18 protein-coding genes are annotated in these 15,645 nt (G+C 39.5%); 6 read left to right on the top strand and 12 right to left on the bottom strand.

Translation table 11 applies throughout. The features are described 5' to 3' along the window. Nucleotide 1 precedes the first annotated feature (1 nt). The 6 genes from A3GM_RS0108565 to A3GM_RS0108590 all read left to right on the top strand — a co-directional run bounded on the left by A3GM_RS0108565 (nucleotide 2) and on the right by A3GM_RS0108590 (nucleotide 5,496). Nucleotides 2-451, top strand: coding sequence for a GatB/YqeY domain-containing protein (locus tag A3GM_RS0108565; RefSeq protein WP_018362972.1), 450 nt, complete (start codon nucleotides 2-4; stop codon nucleotides 449-451). Nucleotides 452-850: 399 nt separating this feature from the next. Continuing rightward, nucleotides 851-1,510, top strand: a complete 660-nt coding sequence (locus A3GM_RS0108570; RefSeq protein ID WP_018362973.1) for a PASTA domain-containing protein — start codon at nucleotides 851-853, stop codon at nucleotides 1,508-1,510. A gap of 47 nt (nucleotides 1,511-1,557) precedes the next feature. Next, nucleotides 1,558-2,634, top strand: coding sequence for an RluA family pseudouridine synthase (locus A3GM_RS0108575; RefSeq protein ID WP_018362974.1), 1,077 nt, complete (start codon nucleotides 1,558-1,560; stop codon nucleotides 2,632-2,634). A 20-nt stretch (nucleotides 2,635-2,654) separates the two neighbouring features. After that, on the top strand, nucleotides 2,655-3,653 hold the full coding sequence (locus A3GM_RS0108580; protein WP_018362975.1) for a D-alanine--D-alanine ligase: 999 nt from the start codon (nucleotides 2,655-2,657) through the stop codon (nucleotides 3,651-3,653). A 41-nt stretch (nucleotides 3,654-3,694) separates the two neighbouring features. Further along, a complete protein-coding gene (locus A3GM_RS0108585; RefSeq protein WP_025829960.1) occupies nucleotides 3,695-4,843 on the top strand; it encodes a 1-acyl-sn-glycerol-3-phosphate acyltransferase in 1,149 nt (382 codons plus the stop codon). Further along, nucleotides 4,840-5,496 carry a hypothetical protein gene (locus A3GM_RS0108590; RefSeq protein ID WP_018362977.1) on the top strand — a complete coding sequence of 219 codons (657 nt, stop codon included), beginning with the start codon at nucleotides 4,840-4,842 and terminating at the stop codon, nucleotides 5,494-5,496. The genes A3GM_RS0108585 and A3GM_RS0108590 overlap by 4 nt, the downstream gene beginning before the upstream one ends. Nucleotides 5,497-5,531: 35 nt before the next feature. On the opposite strand, the gene A3GM_RS0108595 is transcribed toward A3GM_RS0108590, so the two are convergent. The 12 genes from A3GM_RS0108595 to map form a co-directional block, all read right to left on the bottom strand. Then, nucleotides 5,532-6,776 (bottom strand): M16 family metallopeptidase, encoded by a 1,245-nt coding sequence (locus tag A3GM_RS0108595; protein ID WP_018362978.1) that lies wholly within the window; start codon nucleotides 6,774-6,776, stop codon nucleotides 5,532-5,534. Between the two features lie 194 nt (nucleotides 6,777-6,970). Further along, entirely contained in the window at nucleotides 6,971-9,592 is a 2,622-nt protein-coding gene (mutS, locus tag A3GM_RS0108600) for a DNA mismatch repair protein MutS (protein ID WP_018362979.1), read from the bottom strand. A gap of 131 nt (nucleotides 9,593-9,723) precedes the next feature. Then, on the bottom strand, nucleotides 9,724-10,140 hold the full coding sequence (locus A3GM_RS0108605; protein WP_018362980.1) for a hypothetical protein: 417 nt from the start codon (nucleotides 10,138-10,140) through the stop codon (nucleotides 9,724-9,726). A 267-nt stretch (nucleotides 10,141-10,407) separates the two neighbouring features. After that, nucleotides 10,408-10,836: a hypothetical protein gene (locus tag A3GM_RS0108610; protein WP_018362981.1), complete on the bottom strand. Its 429-nt coding sequence runs from the start codon at nucleotides 10,834-10,836 to the stop codon at nucleotides 10,408-10,410. A 435-nt stretch (nucleotides 10,837-11,271) separates the two neighbouring features. Further along, nucleotides 11,272-11,754, bottom strand: coding sequence for a 50S ribosomal protein L17 (gene rplQ / locus A3GM_RS0108620; protein ID WP_018362983.1), 483 nt, complete (start codon nucleotides 11,752-11,754; stop codon nucleotides 11,272-11,274). Between the two features lie 95 nt (nucleotides 11,755-11,849). Further along, nucleotides 11,850-12,842, bottom strand: coding sequence for a DNA-directed RNA polymerase subunit alpha (locus A3GM_RS0108625; RefSeq protein ID WP_009228693.1), 993 nt, complete (start codon nucleotides 12,840-12,842; stop codon nucleotides 11,850-11,852). Nucleotides 12,843-12,854: 12 nt separating this feature from the next. Continuing rightward, complete coding sequence (gene rpsD, locus A3GM_RS0108630) at nucleotides 12,855-13,460, bottom strand: 30S ribosomal protein S4 (RefSeq protein ID WP_009228692.1); 606 nt, start codon at nucleotides 13,458-13,460, stop codon at nucleotides 12,855-12,857. 57 nt (nucleotides 13,461-13,517) lie between these two features. Further along, nucleotides 13,518-13,907, bottom strand: a complete 390-nt coding sequence (rpsK, locus tag A3GM_RS0108635; RefSeq protein ID WP_009228691.1) for a 30S ribosomal protein S11 — start codon at nucleotides 13,905-13,907, stop codon at nucleotides 13,518-13,520. 82 nt (nucleotides 13,908-13,989) lie between these two features. Further along, nucleotides 13,990-14,370, bottom strand: a complete 381-nt coding sequence (rpsM, locus tag A3GM_RS0108640; protein ID WP_009228690.1) for a 30S ribosomal protein S13 — start codon at nucleotides 14,368-14,370, stop codon at nucleotides 13,990-13,992. A gap of 114 nt (nucleotides 14,371-14,484) precedes the next feature. Then, nucleotides 14,485-14,601, bottom strand: a complete 117-nt coding sequence (gene ykgO / locus A3GM_RS0108645) for a type B 50S ribosomal protein L36 (RefSeq protein ID WP_009228689.1) — start codon at nucleotides 14,599-14,601, stop codon at nucleotides 14,485-14,487. 9 nt (nucleotides 14,602-14,610) lie between these two features. Beyond that, nucleotides 14,611-14,829 carry a translation initiation factor IF-1 gene (infA, locus tag A3GM_RS0108650; RefSeq protein WP_009160996.1) on the bottom strand — a complete coding sequence of 73 codons (219 nt, stop codon included), beginning with the start codon at nucleotides 14,827-14,829 and terminating at the stop codon, nucleotides 14,611-14,613. A 2-nt stretch (nucleotides 14,830-14,831) separates the two neighbouring features. After that, the gene (map, locus tag A3GM_RS0108655; protein ID WP_018362984.1) at nucleotides 14,832-15,632 is read right to left on the bottom strand and encodes a type I methionyl aminopeptidase; all 801 of its coding nucleotides are present in this window, start codon (nucleotides 15,630-15,632) and stop codon (nucleotides 14,832-14,834) included. Between the last annotated feature and the right edge of the window lie 13 nt (nucleotides 15,633-15,645).

The raw sequence follows: 15,645 nt of genomic DNA on the forward strand, positions 1-15,645 counted from the left end.
TATGGAACTATTCGAACAAATCAGCAATGACATTAAAGACGCAATGAAAGCACGTGACAAAGTGCGCTTAGAAACATTGCGTAACATTAAGAAAGTGTTCCTTGAAGCAAAGACAGCACCTGGTGCAAACGATCAATTAAGCGATGCAGATGCTCTTAAAATACTTCAGAAACTTGCTAAACAAGGCAAAGAATCTGCCGCAACTTTCACTCAGTCGGGTCGTGAAGACTTAGCTGCTCACGAAATAGAACAGGTGAAAGTGATCGAAGCATACTTGCCTAAGCCTCTTTCTAACGAAGAGATTGAGAAGATAGTAGCTAACATTATCAGCGAAACAGGGGCACAAGGTATGAAAGATATGGGCAAAGTGATGGGACAAGCAAGCAAACAAATGGCTGGAAAAGCAGAGGGTGGAACCATCTCTACCATCGTTAAGAAGTTGCTTTCTTAATCGTTTCGAAGCACAATAACGCCTCAGCAACAATGTTTGCAGGCACATAATATCATTAAACTCCAATGCACTCCGTGTGTTGGAGTTTCTTTTTATCCCTCAAAAAGCAGTGCTTTTACGGTTCAATTGCATTGCTTTTTGCACCCAATATCAATGCTTTTCCAAGCCAATAACATCGCTTTTACTTTCAACCTGCATAAGTCTTTGACTTACATAACAAGAAAATGAATTGCAAAGCGATGAGTTATGTAATGTTTTTTTTGTACTTTTGCAAAGAAGAGGCGCCACCTATTTATATAATAGCACGCACCCTTGCAGTTCACTCGTTATGAGATACCTCACTATAAACAAAACCATCTGAAACGTGTGGACATCATTTTGCAAACGAAAAAGAAACAAATGAAATCGTCAGAATTTATAGGTAAGTTTAAAAGTAGATATCTTTGGCTCAACATTCTCGGTATGATAGCCGTGGTATTGATTTGCATTTTTGGCTTGAAATATGGCTTATCGATCTACACTCATCATGGAGAAGCCATCACAGTGCCTCATCTTAAGTTTAAATCTTATCAAGAAGCAGAAGCTCAACTCAAGCGTTTAGGACTTGAATTGCAGGTAGTAGACACTGGTTATATCAAAACCTTGCCTGCTGATTGTATCCTCGAACAAATCCCCAAGGGTGGCGAAAGGGTCAAATCAGGTCGCATCATCTACCTCACCATCAACTCTTCTAAATCACCAACAATCACTCTTCCCGACGTAATCGACAACAGTTCGCTCCGTGAAGCAATGGCCAAATTGCAGTCAATGGGCTTTAAGCTCACTGCACCTAAGCAGGTTCCCGGTGAGAAAGACTGGGTCTATGGCATCATGGTAGGCGACAAAAGCGTTGTAGCAGGCGAGAAAATTCCTGTAGATAAACCGCTAACTATTATGGTTGGGAATGGTATGCGCAGTGCAAGTGATAGTGTAAGCTATGTTGAACCCATATATCGTAACAACAATTCAGGCAGTAATGACGTCGATGATTTCGAAGAAGTGTCTGTCCCTGGCGAGTAATTTGCCAAAGAGAAGTTGCGATATCATCAAACAAAAACATTTTATTTGTGATTAAAGACGAAAATATTTCAATAGATAACGACGAGCTATTAGAAGACGAAGATCAACAACTTTACGAACATTTTCGCATCGTTGCCGACGAAGGTCAGAAGCCTTTGCGAGTGGATAAGTTTATGTTCGAAAAGCTTCAACATAGTAGTCGAAACAGAATTCAAAAGGCTGCAGAGGCTGGTTTCGTGCATGTGAACGACCAACCAGTGAAGAGTAACTATAAAATTCGTCCCAACGACGTGGTTACTTTGATGCTCGATCGCCCCCGACACGATAACACTATCGAGGCAGAGGACATTCCTTTGGATATTGTTTACGAAGATACTGAATTGCTTGTAGTGAACAAACCTGCTGGACTTGTGGTGCACCCAGGTGTGGGAAACTTTCATGGTACGCTGATAAATGCCGTTGCATGGCACATGAAAGACGATAAAAACTTCGACGCAAACAGTCCTGAAGTGGGCTTGGTGCATCGCATCGACAAGGATACAAGTGGTTTATTGGTGGTGGCAAAGACTCCTAATGCCAAAACAAAGTTAGGTGTTCAGTTCTTTAATAAAACCACTACACGAAGCTATAAGGCTCTTGTTTGGGGACATATCGCTGAAGATGAGGGCAGAATTGAAGGCAACATCGGTCGTGATCCCAAAGATCGTCAACGCATGACTGTATTCTCTCCCGACTCAGGAATAGGCAAACCGGCCGTTACTCACTATAAAGTTCTCGAGCGTTTTGGCTACACTACGCTCATTGAGTGTATCTTAGAGACTGGAAGAACGCACCAAATACGTGCTCATATGAAGCATATCGGTCACCCATTGTTTGGAGATGAACGCTATGGAGGTAAGGAAATACTTCGTGGTAACAGAAGTTCAAGCTACAAATCGTTTGTTCAAAACTGCTTTAATATATGCAATAGACAAGCACTTCACGCACAAACACTGGGTTTTGTGCACCCTTCTACTCAAAAAGAATGTTACTTTACATCGCCATTGCCTGAAGATTTAGACACAATGTTAAACAAATGGCGTGTGTATATAGAAGGAACTAATAACGATACTTTCAATAATTGAAAAACAAAGAATAAGCAAAAATGACTCAAAAAAGAAATATTGCCATTGTATGTGGTGGCTACTCATCAGAACACGAGGTATCTTTACGCTCGGCACAAGGTATTTATTCGTTCTTCGATAAAGAGCGTTACAACGTTTATATCGTTGAAATCAGTAAAGAAGCATGGTGGGTGAACGTTGAAGAAAACCAACAACTGCCAATTGATAAGAACGACTTCTCGTTTGAGTTAAATGGCAATAAGGTGGCATTCGATTATGCTTACATCACGATTCACGGCACTCCTGGTGAGAATGGACTACTTCAAGGCTACTTTGATATGATTCAATTGCCCTACTCTACCTCTGGTGTTTTGGTGGAAGCAATGACCTTTAACAAGTTTGTTTTGAACAATTACCTTCGTGGTTTTGGCTATAATGTGGCTAAAAGTATGGTAGTTTACAAAGACGAAGCACACAAAATAAACGCAGAAAAGATTGAGAGTGAACTCGGAATGCCTTGCTTTATTAAGCCAGCAGCCGACGGTTCGAGCTTTGGAGTATCGAAAGTGAAGACCAAAAGCGATATTCCTGCTGCCTTAGAGCTTGCCTTTAACGAAAGCAATGAGGTGATGATTGAAAGCTTTTTACAAGGAACTGAAATCTCAATAGGCTGCTATGCCACTAAAGAAGGATTGGTTTCGCTTCCTGCAACCGAAGTAGTTACAGAGAATGAGTTCTTCGATTACAACGCAAAATACAACGGACAGGTGCAAGAAATCACCCCTGCTCGCCTTCAACCAGACACTGCAGAGCGTGTAGCTAACCAAGTAAAGGAAATCTATTCGCTATTACGTTGCAACGGAATTATACGTATTGACTACATCATTAGCAAGGATTCAGAAGGCAATGACGTTCTCAATCTATTGGAAATCAACACCACTCCTGGTATGACTGCAACAAGTTTCATTCCTCAACAGGTGCGTGCTGCAGGCTTAAACATGACTGATGTGCTTACAAACATCGTAGAACGTCAATTCTAAAACATAACATTTTCATCTTAAACATCAAATACTTTAAAGATATGATGATACCTGAAGAGTTTAAAGACATACGCCCTTTCGAGCCAGAAGAATTGCCCGAGGCGATTGATAGGATATTTAGTAGCGAGCAATTCCGCTCTGTTTTGCCTTATTTCTTCCCTGAAATACCCGTTGAAACGCTTCATCAAAAGATGAAAGAGGCAAAGAACAGCATGGAATTTCAACGTGCTTTTAGTTATCATTTCGTGTATCGGGTGCTCAATAATACATCTAAATCGGTTTCATTTAACAGCGATGCGATAGACAAAAGCAAGCATTTCACGTTCTTAAGTAACCACCGTGACATTGTATTAGACTCAGCAATTCTCGACGTATTACTAATAGATGCAGGCTTTGACACCTCTTGTGAGATTGCAATTGGCGACAACTTGCTATCTCTTCCATGGGTAAAAGACCTTGTAAGAGTGAACAAATCGTTCATTGTTGAACGTGGTTTGTCCCCTCGTCAGATGCTCATTGCCAGCAAACGCCTATCTAACTACATGCATTTTGTGATGACCAACAAAAGCGAAAACATTTGGATTGCGCAACGAGAAGGCAGAGCAAAGGATTCAAACGACCGCACTCAAGAGGCTCTTTTGAAGATGCTTACCATCGGAGGAGAAGGCTCTTTGGCAGATAAACTAAAGGAAATGCACATCGTTCCCTTAGCTATTTCGTACGAATACGACCCTTGCGACTATCTAAAGGCAATGGAGTTCCAACTAAAGAGAGACAATCCTGAGTATAAAAAGAGTGCTCAAGACGATATATTAAGTATGCAAACAGGCATCATGGGCTATAAAGGTCGCATTCATTATCATTGTGCAGAGTGCATAGATCCATTCCTTGAATCGCTCGACAGCGAACTTTCTAAGAACAATTTTTATGCAACTGTGGCACAACACATCGACCAACAAATACATGCTAACTATCGTTTGTTTGCCAATAACTACATTGCTCTCGACCTATTAGAGAACAATAACCAATATAGTAACTATTACACACACGAAGAAAAGCAATCTTTCGAAGGCTATATCGCTGGTCAATTGAATAAAATTCAAATCGAAAACAAAGATGAAGCCTATCTTCGTGAGCGTATATTAACAATGTATGCCAACCCAGCAATTAATCATTTTAAAGCTATATGAAAATAAAATCTATTATTGGTGCAGCCCTAGTACTATTAACAGCCTGCACTTCTAACACCTTTGAAGGTGGAGATGGAAACAATTCTTACCTAAAACGAGATGCCGCAGAGGTAACTATTAACAAGCAAGACCAAACTGCAAACATCGTATTTGACGATGATCAGAAAGCAAGTGTCAAGCTTCCTACAACACATCCATGGTTAACTGGCACTGAAACTTTCTATCGTGCAATAGTTACTTATCGTGAAAAAGATCAGGTAAAGTCTATCTTAGGCTTCATTCCTATGATGCTTCTTCAACCTGTTACACAAACAACTGAAGACGTAAAGAGCGACCCTGTGTTGTATGTTGCATCGAGTTTTGCTAAGAATAAGAAGTATTTGAACGTTCAACTAACTGTTCCAATGCGCTTAGAGAATGTAAAAGACAAGCCCATTAACATCTCTATTGCTGAAAAAAAGCACGCAATGAGCACGGGAAACAACACACATTATATTTGGACGGTGGTGTTTAGCAACAAAGAAACCACCAACAATGTAACTGAACCAGCGTTGTTAAGCATTCCAACATCACAACTTGTTAAAGGCGATTCTTTAACGCTTAGAATACAAAACGGCATTAGATTAGAAGAACTAAAAGGCGTTATGCAATAAAAAGAAGCTACTGCTTAAAGGCAGTAGCTTTTATTTTATTCTAAAATGAGGGTGAATAAACGATTGGGATCGAATATTTCTCTCGATACATTCATAATCTCTTGAGGTGTAATAGCATCGATTTCGGCAAACAAATCATCGATAGACTTCATCTCATTAAAATACAAATAGGCTTTTGAAAAGTCGAGTGCAAAGCTCTCTCTACTATCACATGACACTGCAATTTGCCCCTTTAACTGTTGCTTTGCGCTTGCAATTTGCTTGGCTGTTAGCATGGTGTCGCATAGGCGTTGCATTTCTTTTTTCACCAAGGCGATGCACTTTTTAAGGTCGTGAGGGTCGCAACCAAAGTACACACTCCACACTCCTACGTCGCTATAACACACCATCGAGCTATCAACACTATACACTAAGCCTCGTTTTTCACGCAAAGCAATAGATAAACGAGCGTTCATTCCTGGTCCACCTAATATGTTATTCAACAAATAAAGCACCACACGCTGCTTGTTATACACGCTAAACGACTTGGCACCTATCATGACATGGCATTGGTGGGTGTTGCGTTTTATGACCTTTTGAGTGCCTTCTACGCCCGTTGTTTTCGATATATCGGTAGGCAAAAGCGCATCCTTTTGCAAATAAGGAGTAGCCTCTGGGAAAACACTTGTTAGCTTATCGAGTTGCTGAACCAATCGTTTAAAGTCGATATCTCCATACACAAAGAACACCATATTACTGGGTTGATACATTCGTTGTGTAAATCTTTGGGCATCGGCAGTGGTGAATTGTCGCACATTTTCGGCCTTTCCCAAAATGTTATGACCCAAGGCTGCACTGCCAAAAAGCTCTTGTTCGAAATAATCGTAAATGAGTTCTGAGGGTGAATCGTTATAACTCTCTATCTCATCGCAAATCACTTCTACCTCTTTTGCTATCTCTTTTTGTGGATAAACGCTGTTAAATACCATGTCGGTAAGCACTTCTACAGCCTTATAAACATGCTTCGACAATATCGCTGCATGATAAACGGTTGTTTCTTTGGTTGTAAAAGCATTTAAATCGCCACCATATTGCTCCAAACTGTTGATGATATTACGTGCCGAACGCTTTGCTGTGCCTTTGAAAGACATGTGCTCACAGAAATGCGCTAAGCCCTCTTCGTGGCTCAACTCATCTCTTGTTCCTGCCTTAATGTAATATCCACAATACACCACTTGTGATGAATGAGGAACGCAAACCAGGCGTAATCCGTTGGAAAATGTATGCGTTTGATGTGTCATAGATGGGCAAAGGTAGTATATTTTTGCGAGAATTGAATGTAAAAGCACCACTATTAAAGTTTAAAAGCAATGATATTGCACCCTAAAAGCATTGATATTACACTGCAAAAGCACTGCTATTACCGCACCAAAAGAACAATGCCACACTGCAAATGCAATGTGGCAATAGCTAAAAGACGATTATAAAGGACGCTTTATCCTTTGACAATCTTCTTAATATCGTTTAATTTATTGAGTGCTTCAACGGGAGTTAAGTTGTTAATATCGAGGTGTAAGAACTCATCTCGTATCTGAATGAGCACTGGATCGTCTAACTTAAAGAAGCTAAGTTGTACGTTTTCGTTAGGCTCATCGAGCTTATTTATAGCGTTCTTCGATACCTCTCCCACTTGATCGTTGTTCTTTTCGAGCTGTTTCAAAATAACATTTGCACGCTTAACAATGCTCTTTGGCATGCCAGCAATGTCGGCAACGTGAATACCAAACGAGTGTTCTGAACCGCCTTCTACCAGCTTTCGCATAAACATCACTTTGCCATTGGCTTCTTTCACACTTACATTGAAGTTCTTAATGCGCTCGAATCGCTTCTCCATCTCATTGAGTTCGTGGTAGTGAGTGGCAAAAAGTGTGCGTGCTCTTGCCTTTGGTTGCTCGTGAAGATACTCGACAATGGCCCACGCAATGCTTATTCCATCATAGGTAGATGTGCCTCTTCCCAACTCATCGAACAAGATAAGAGAACGTGAAGACACGTTATTGAGGATGTTTGCAGCCTCTGTCATCTCTACCATAAAGGTTGATTCGCCCACCGATATGTTATCGCTTGCCCCTACACGGGTGAAGATTTTGTCTACAACACCTATGCTTGCACTATGTGCAGGCACGAAACTTCCGACCTGAGCCAATAGCACTATGAGGGCAGTTTGGCGCAAAAGAGCTGATTTACCCGCCATATTAGGACCTGTAATCATCATAATTTGCTGCTTTTCGCTATCGAGCAGAATGTCATTGGGCACATAACGCTCTCCAATAGGTAGTTGCATTTCGATAACTGGGTGTCTTCCTGCCTTGATATCGAGCACTTCTGTGGTGTTAATCTCTGGTCGAACATAATGGTTCGACTGTGCTACTGAAGCGAAAGAGTGCAAACAATCGATGCGAGCAATGATGTTGGCATTGATTTGTATTTGTGGAATAAACTCTTGAAGAGCCACTATCAGGTCGTTAAAGATTTGCGCTTCGAGTGCCAAAATCTTATCTTCTGCACCTAAAATCTTCTCTTCATACTCTTTCAACTCTTGTGTAATATAGCGTTCTGCCTGCGCAAGAGTCTGCTTACGAACCCACTCTTGGGGCACTTTATCTTTGTGCATGTTGCGCACTTCGAGGTAATATCCAAACACATTGTTATAGCCTATCTTCAAAGAAGAAATGCCTGTTTGCTCTACTTCACGCTCTTGAATGTGCAAAAGATAGTCTTTTCCTGAGTGAGATATTGCTCTTAACTCGTCTAACTCGGCGTTCACCCCATCGGCAATAACGCCTCCTTTGTTCACAAGTTGTGGTGGGTCGGAGGTGATTTCTTTTGCTATTCGAGCACGAATAGACTCGCATAGGGTGATTTGTTCGCCCATTCGCACTAAAGATTCGTTCTTTGAAGCCACACAAGCCGCCTTAATTGGCTCGATAGCGTCGAGTGCATAGCGCAATTGAACAACCTCTCTAGGAGACACTCTGCCCACTGCTACACGAGAAATGATGCGCTCTAAGTCGCCAATACGATGAAGTTGGTCGGACAACACCTGCTCAAAGTCTTCACTATTATAGATGTGTTCTACCACATTAAGGCGTTGTTCTATTGCTTTTTGCTCTTTCAATGGGAATACTAACCAGCGTTTGAGCATGCGACTACCCATTGGTGTGATGGTGTTATCAATAACATTGAGCAATGAACTACCGCCTTCGTGCATCGAATTGATGAGCTCTAAGCTGCGAATAGTGAATTTATCGAGGCGCACATAACGGTCTTCTTCTATGCGAGAGATGGATGTTATGTGACTGATATTGGTGTGTTGGGTGATTTCAAGATACTGCATAATGGCCCCAGAAGCGATGATTCCATTGACAAGATGGTCGATTCCGAAACCTTTAAGTGTTTGTGTTCCGAAGTGCTTCAATAGCTTTTGACGGGCTGTTGATTCGGTAAAAACCCAATCATCAAGCTCGAATGTGCAATATTTATCGCCAAAATATTGGTTGAACTGTTGCTTATTATCTCTATCGAACAACACTTCTTTGGGCGAAAAGTTCACCAACAACTTCTCTATTGTATCGTATGAGCCTTCTCCTGTTAAGAATTCGCCTGTTGAGATGTCGAGAAATGCAACACCACAAGAGGCTTTTCCGAAATGAATGGCAGCTAAAAAGTTGTTTTCTTTATAGTTTAATACATTGTCTGCCAATGCAACTCCGGGCGTAACCAGTTCGGTTATACCACGTTTAACAAGCTTTTTTGTTAGTTTGGGGTCTTCTAATTGGTCGCAAATAGCCACTCGTCGTCCCGCACGAACAAGCTTTGGAAGATAAGTATCCAAAGCATGGTGAGGGAAACCAGCCATCTCTGTAACCGCAGATGAGCCGCCATTGTTTCGTTTGGTGAGCGTTATCCCTAATATCTTCGATGCTTCTACAGCGTCTTGTGAATATGTTTCGTAGAAATCTCCACAACGAAAAAGCAATATTGCATCTGGATGTTGATGCTTAAATGTGAAAAATTGCTTCATCATTGGGGTGAGTCCTTTATCTTTAACTGCCATAATAAATCGTTGTAAATTATGCCATCTGCCTACAAACAAGCAGGCATGGCGCTATTTATGCAAAGATAATAAATTTAATGCAGAATGAAGATGAAGACGAAACAAAAGAATAAAGCTCTAAATCTTATTCATTATTTTTTTGCTTCTTGCTCAAATCTAAGCCGAGTACGAACGTCTCCTGCTGTAAATTCAAATATTGTTATGCGCACCTTTGAGGTGGTATTTGGCTCAAATACAACAGTCATCACGTTCTTATTGACAGTTGTTTTAAGCCAAGGAGTTAATGAAACGGGGGAAATAGTTGTTGAATTGGGATCTTTAAATGGATGTCTATCAACTGTAAATGAATATTGATCGACCGAGAATGACTCGTAGTTGGTGCAGGTTACGTGAATTGTTCCACCCTCTGCAGGCACAGAAATGGTGTTTTGACCTTTAAGATTGGTGTCTGAAACAAGATGTATAGGTTCAGTCTTTTCGCAAGAAGTGGTGATTGCAAGGAGCGAAAATACTGCAAGAAGGGTTAAAAGTAGATTTTTCTTTAACATGATATTTTACGTTTAAGTTATGATTAGTTATTGTTTTTAGATAACGTAGAAAGTTATTGGTTCTCTTTCAACAAGATGATCCACTGAAGAAACATACCTCTCTACTCCACAAAGATACAAGTTTATCTCTAAAAGTCAAACTTTTGAAGAAAATAATCTGTGTTGAGAGGCTTTATTATCGCTTTTTTATTCCTATACCTCTCTCCTCTTTGCTCAAAAGATATAAGAGAATAGGACATAAAAGAATAAAGCTCTAAATCTTATTCATTATTTTTTTGCTTCTTGCTCAAATGTAAGCCAAGCAAAAATATCTCCTGCTGTAATTTCAAATCTTGTTGTGCGCACCTTTGAGGTGGTATTTGGCTCAACCACAACAGTCATCACGTTCTTTTTGACAGCTGCTTTAAGCCAAGGAGTTGATAAAACGGGGGAAATAGCTGTTGAATTGGGAGCTTTAAATGGTTGTCCATCAACTGTAACTGAATTTTCAGAGAACCAGAATGACTCGTAGTTGGTGCAGGTTACGTGAATTGTTCCACCCTCTGCAGGCACTAAAATGGTGTTTTGACCTTTAAGATTGGTGTCTGAAACAAGCTGCATTGGTTCCCATTCCCAGGTAGTCTTTTCGCAAGAAGTGGTGATTGCAAGGAGTGAAAATACTGCAAGAAGGGTTAAAAGTAGATTTTTCTTTAACATGATATTTTTACGTTTAAGTTATGATTAGTTATTGGTTTTAGATAACGTAGAAAGTTATTGGTTCTCTTTCAACAAGGTGAGCCACTGAAGAAACACATCTCTCTACTCAACAAAGATACAACTTTATCTCTAAAAGTCAAACTTTTGAAGAAAATGATCTGTGTTGAGAGGCTTTATTATCGCTTTTTTTATTCCTATACCTCTCTCCTCTTTGCTCAAAAGACATAAGAGAATAGGACATAAAAGAATAAAAGACAGCTCTAATCAAAGCCTGAAATAAAAGTAAGAGACTAGTATGTAATAGATTAAGAAATAAGAAAATGACAAAAGAACTATCTGTTTTGCCAACATTAAGCAACCTAACAATAGGACAAAAAGAAAGAGGGAAACAATATTTCATGTTTCCCTCTTATATCATATTTGCATAACAAGCAATTATTCTGCTGTTGCTTCTTCAACCTTTTCAGCTGTTGCTTCAGGAGCTGCAGCTTCTTTTGTTGCAGTAGTCTTACGGCTACGACGTGTTTTCTTAGCAGCTTTAGGAGCTTTTGCCATGTTTTCATTGTAGTCAACAAGCTCGATAAATGCCATTTCAGCAGCGTCACCTTGACGTGTACCCAACTTGATTACACGAGTGTAACCACCTGGACGGTCAGCAACTTTTGTTGAAATTTCTTTGAAAAGCTCTGTTACAGCATATTTATTTTGCAAGTAACGGAAAACAACACGACGTGAGTTTGTTGTATCTTCCTTTGAACGTGTGATCAAAGGCTCTACATATTTCTTAAGAGCTTTTGCTTTTGCAAGAGTCGTAGTGATTCTTTTGTGCATAATCAACGAGATAGCCATGTTTGCAAGCATAGCACTACGGTGAGATGCAGTACGACCCAAATGGTTGAATTTTTTATTGTGTCTCATTATTTGTTTTAATTTTTAAGATGAGAAAAGATCTATATAAATAGCTTGCAATTGCTAGTCGGTCATAAAAAACAACTGCATGCTATCATAATTTCTTATTCTCTGTCTAATTTATACTTTGAAATATCTGTTCCAAAAGATAGATTCAGACTCTCGAGCAAATCATCAAGCTCAGAAAGCGATTTCTTACCAAAGTTGCGGAACTTAAGAAGATCTGTCTTATTGAATTGTACAAGGTCGCCTAATGTTTCAACATCTGCTGCCTTTAAGCAATTCAACGCACGAACAGAAAGATTCATATCAACCAACTTAGTCTTTAACAATTGGCGCATATGTAATACTTCTTCATCGAATTCATCATTGCTGTCTTGCTCTGGATTTTCAAGAGTAATCTTTTCATCAGAGAACAACATGAAGTGATAAATAAGTATCTTAGCTGCTTCTTTAAGTGCATCTTTAGGACTTATGGAACCATCCGTTGTAACTTCTAATACGAGTTTATCGTAGTCGGTCTTTTGTTCAACACGATAAGGCTCTACTGAATATTTTACATTACGGATTGGGGTGTAGATAGAATCGATTGGGAGAACATTGACATCGGTGCTGTATTGACGATTCTCATCAGCAGGAACATAACCACGTCCCTTGTTAATTGTAATGTCTATCTGCATCGATGCTTTGGCATCTAAATGACAAATCACCAAATCAGGGTTTAACACTTCAAATCCAGTCAGATACTTACCCATATCGCCAGCCTTGAACTCTGTTGTGTTCTCGACTGTGATACTAACTTTCTCATTCTCGAATTCATCTACTACTTGCTTGAATCTTACTTGTTTTAAATTCAAGATAATGTTGGTAACATCTTCCTTTACACCAGGAACTGAAGAGAATTCGTGCTCAACACCACCAATTTTGATTGTGTTGATTGCGAAACCTTCAAGTGATGAAAGAAGGATGCGGCGCAAAGCGTTACCAATAGTAACACCAAAGCCAGGCTCTAAAGGACGGAACTCGAACTTTCCGAACTTGTCGTTTGCCTCCAGCATTACAACTTTATCAGGTTTTTGAAATGCTAATATCGCCATTAATTTAATGATTTATTTAGAGTACAACTCAACGATTAATTGTTCCTTAATGTTCTCAGGAATATCTGCTCTCTCAGGAGTATGCAAGAATTTACCGCTCTTTGTAGCGTTATCCCATTCAATCCAAGGATATTTGCTGTGGTTAAAACCTGCTAGAGCTGTTTCAATAACTTCTAGAGATTTAGCCTTTTCACGAACACCAATAACTTGACCTGGTTTTACTGAGTATGAAGGAATGTTTACAACACTACCATCTACGATGATATGTTTGTGTCCAACTAGCTGACGAGCAGCTGCACGTGTAGGTGCAAGACCCATACGGAACACAACATTATCAAGACGAGACTCTAGAAGTTGTAGCAAAACTTCACCGGTAATACCTGAAGCCTTAGCTGCTTTCTCGAACAAGTTACGGAACTGACGTTCTAGAACGCCGTAAGTATATTTAGCCTTTTGCTTCTCTGCCAACATGACACCGTACTCAGACATCTTCTTACGACGGTTGTTGCCATGCTGTCCAGGAGGGAAGTTTCTCTTGGACAAAACTTTGTCAGCACCGAAAATGGGTTCACCAAAACGGCGTGCAATCTTAGATTTCGGACCTATATATCTAGCCATAATTAATTATAATGTGCTTTTAAATAATTTCTTTTTATATAAACCTCAGAATAAGGATTATACTTTTCTTCTCTTTGGAGGACGGCAACCATTGTGTGGTAATGGTGTAACGTCGATAATTTCTGTAACTTCAATTCCAGAACCATGCACTGCACGGATTGCAGACTCACGTCCGTTACCTGGACCTTTAACGTAAGCTTTAACCTTTCTTAAACCAAGATCAAAAGCTACTTTAGCACAATCTTCACCAGCCATTTGAGCTGCGTATGGTGTATTCTTCTTAGAACCACGGAAGCCCATCTTACCTGCAGAAGACCAAGAGATAACTTGTCCTTCTCCGTTAGCTAAAGATACGATAATATTATTGAATGAACTATGAACATGAAGTTGACCAACTGCGTCAACTCTCACATTTCTTTTCTTAGATGTTGCTGCTTTCTTTGCCATAATTACTTTTAGTTTAAAAGTGGAAAGTATTAATAGGGTTGCTCAAAAATATAGAGCTACTATATTAACTTTTCAACTATTTTTACTTAGTAGCTTTCTTCTTATTAGCAACAGTCTTCTTCTTACCCTTACGAGTACGAGCATTATTCTTCGTACTTTGACCACGAACAGGAAGACCATTACGGTGACGAATACCACGATAACAACCAATATCCATCAAACGCTTGATGTTCATTTGGATCTCTGAACGGAGATCACCTTCTACTTTGAATTCAGCGCCGATAATTTCACGGATTTTAGCTGCTTGATCGTCAGTCCATTCACTAACCTTCAAGTCGCGGCTCACGCCGGCTTTATCCAATATCTTTGCTGAACTACTTCGACCAATGCCATAAACATAAGTCAATGCGATTTCGCCACGCTTATTTTGGGGCAAATCTACTCCAACAATTCTTATTGCCATTTGTAATTTTAATAATTAAAACTGATTAAACCTTAACTTTTTATTAGTTGATTTTTTAATTTTAAATCTAATCGCTCGCAAAGATACGATTTTTTATTAAAACTTCCAACTAAATTAACCCTGACGTGTTTTAAACTTAGGATTTTTCTTGTTAATTACGAATAAACGACCCTTACGACGTACAATTTTGCAGTCTGCTGAGCGTTTTTTTAACGATGCTCTTGTCTTCATATTTCTATTTTATTTATATCGGAAAACGATACGTCCCTTTGTCAAATCATAAGGACTCATCTCTACTTTAACTTTATCTCCTGGTAAAATCTTGATGTAGTGCATACGCATCTTACCTGAGATGTGAGCTGTAATAGGACATCCATTTTCTAATTCTACACGAAACATTGCATTAGATAATGCTTCAACAATTGTTCCGTCTTGTTCTATCGCAGATTGTTTTGCCATATTTAATGATTTTCTCTTTCTATCTTTTCTATTTCGTCAAATGAGGATAAAACCTCTGTTTGTCCTTCGTGAATTGCAATTGTATGCTCAAAATGTGCTGATGGTTGTCCATCAAGAGTTATTACTCCCCATTTATCTGGTAGCAATCCTATCTTTGCATTTCCCAAAGTAAGCATCGGTTCTATAGCAAGTGTTAGACCACTTTTTAATAAAGGCCCTTCTCCTCTATTACCATAATTAGTAATTTGTGGACCTTCATGCAATTCTTTTCCTAGTCCATGTCCTGTTAACTCTCGAACAATTCCTAATCCTTTTCTCTCTGAAAACTTTTGAATTGCATTTCCAATGTCTTGAAGATGTCCGCCCTCTACAACTGAGTGAATTGCTCTTTTCAAAGCTTCTTTAGTATTTTCAACTAAATACTGCATTCGTGGATGAACATCTCCGACTTGGAATGTATAGCAGCTGTCACCACAATAACCATCGAGTGAAAGAGCACAATCAACAGAAATGATATCACCATTCTGTATGATTTCGTTCTTACTTGGTATTCCATGTGCTACAATTGCATTTCGAGAAGTACAAATTGCTGCGGGGAAAGGTTTGCCAAATGGATTTGGAAAATCTTTTAGTATTGGAATACCTCCATGATCTCGGATGAAGGTTTCTGCTAAAGTATCTAATTGAAGCGTGCTAATCCCTGGACGAATTATCGTCGCTAATTCAGCAAGTGTTTTGCTTACTAGCTGACTAGCACGCTTCACTAGCAATATCTCATCTTCGGTTTTTAGAAATATCTCCATTATAGAGATGTAT

This window comes from Hoylesella nanceiensis DSM 19126 = JCM 15639, assembly GCF_000379965.1.
Taxonomy (GTDB): domain Bacteria; phylum Bacteroidota; class Bacteroidia; order Bacteroidales; family Bacteroidaceae; genus Prevotella; species Prevotella nanceiensis.

Coding starts and splice junctions, on each gene's coding strand:
- A3GM_RS0108565 (WP_018362972.1), top strand. CDS start 2: ATGGAACTATTCGAACAAATCAGCAATGACATTAAAGACGCAATGAAA.
- A3GM_RS0108570 (WP_018362973.1), top strand. CDS start 851: ATGAAATCGTCAGAATTTATAGGTAAGTTTAAAAGTAGATATCTTTGG.
- A3GM_RS0108580 (WP_018362975.1), top strand. CDS start 2,655: ATGACTCAAAAAAGAAATATTGCCATTGTATGTGGTGGCTACTCATCA.
- A3GM_RS0108585 (WP_025829960.1), top strand. CDS start 3,695: ATGATGATACCTGAAGAGTTTAAAGACATACGCCCTTTCGAGCCAGAA.
- A3GM_RS0108590 (WP_018362977.1), top strand. CDS start 4,840: ATGAAAATAAAATCTATTATTGGTGCAGCCCTAGTACTATTAACAGCC.
- A3GM_RS0108595 (WP_018362978.1), bottom strand. CDS start 6,776: ATGACACATCAAACGCATACATTTTCCAACGGATTACGCCTGGTTTGC.
- mutS (WP_018362979.1), bottom strand. CDS start 9,592: ATGGCAGTTAAAGATAAAGGACTCACCCCAATGATGAAGCAATTTTTC.
- A3GM_RS0108605 (WP_018362980.1), bottom strand. CDS start 10,140: ATGTTAAAGAAAAATCTACTTTTAACCCTTCTTGCAGTATTTTCGCTC.
- A3GM_RS0108610 (WP_018362981.1), bottom strand. CDS start 10,836: ATGTTAAAGAAAAATCTACTTTTAACCCTTCTTGCAGTATTTTCACTC.
- rplQ (WP_018362983.1), bottom strand. CDS start 11,754: ATGAGACACAATAAAAAATTCAACCATTTGGGTCGTACTGCATCTCAC.
- A3GM_RS0108625 (WP_009228693.1), bottom strand. CDS start 12,842: ATGGCGATATTAGCATTTCAAAAACCTGATAAAGTTGTAATGCTGGAG.
- rpsD (WP_009228692.1), bottom strand. CDS start 13,460: ATGGCTAGATATATAGGTCCGAAATCTAAGATTGCACGCCGTTTTGGT.
- rpsK (WP_009228691.1), bottom strand. CDS start 13,907: ATGGCAAAGAAAGCAGCAACATCTAAGAAAAGAAATGTGAGAGTTGAC.
- rpsM (WP_009228690.1), bottom strand. CDS start 14,370: ATGGCAATAAGAATTGTTGGAGTAGATTTGCCCCAAAATAAGCGTGGC.
- ykgO (WP_009228689.1), bottom strand. CDS start 14,601: ATGAAGACAAGAGCATCGTTAAAAAAACGCTCAGCAGACTGCAAAATT.
- infA (WP_009160996.1), bottom strand. CDS start 14,829: ATGGCAAAACAATCTGCGATAGAACAAGACGGAACAATTGTTGAAGCA.
- map (WP_018362984.1), bottom strand. CDS start 15,632: ATGGAGATATTTCTAAAAACCGAAGATGAGATATTGCTAGTGAAGCGT.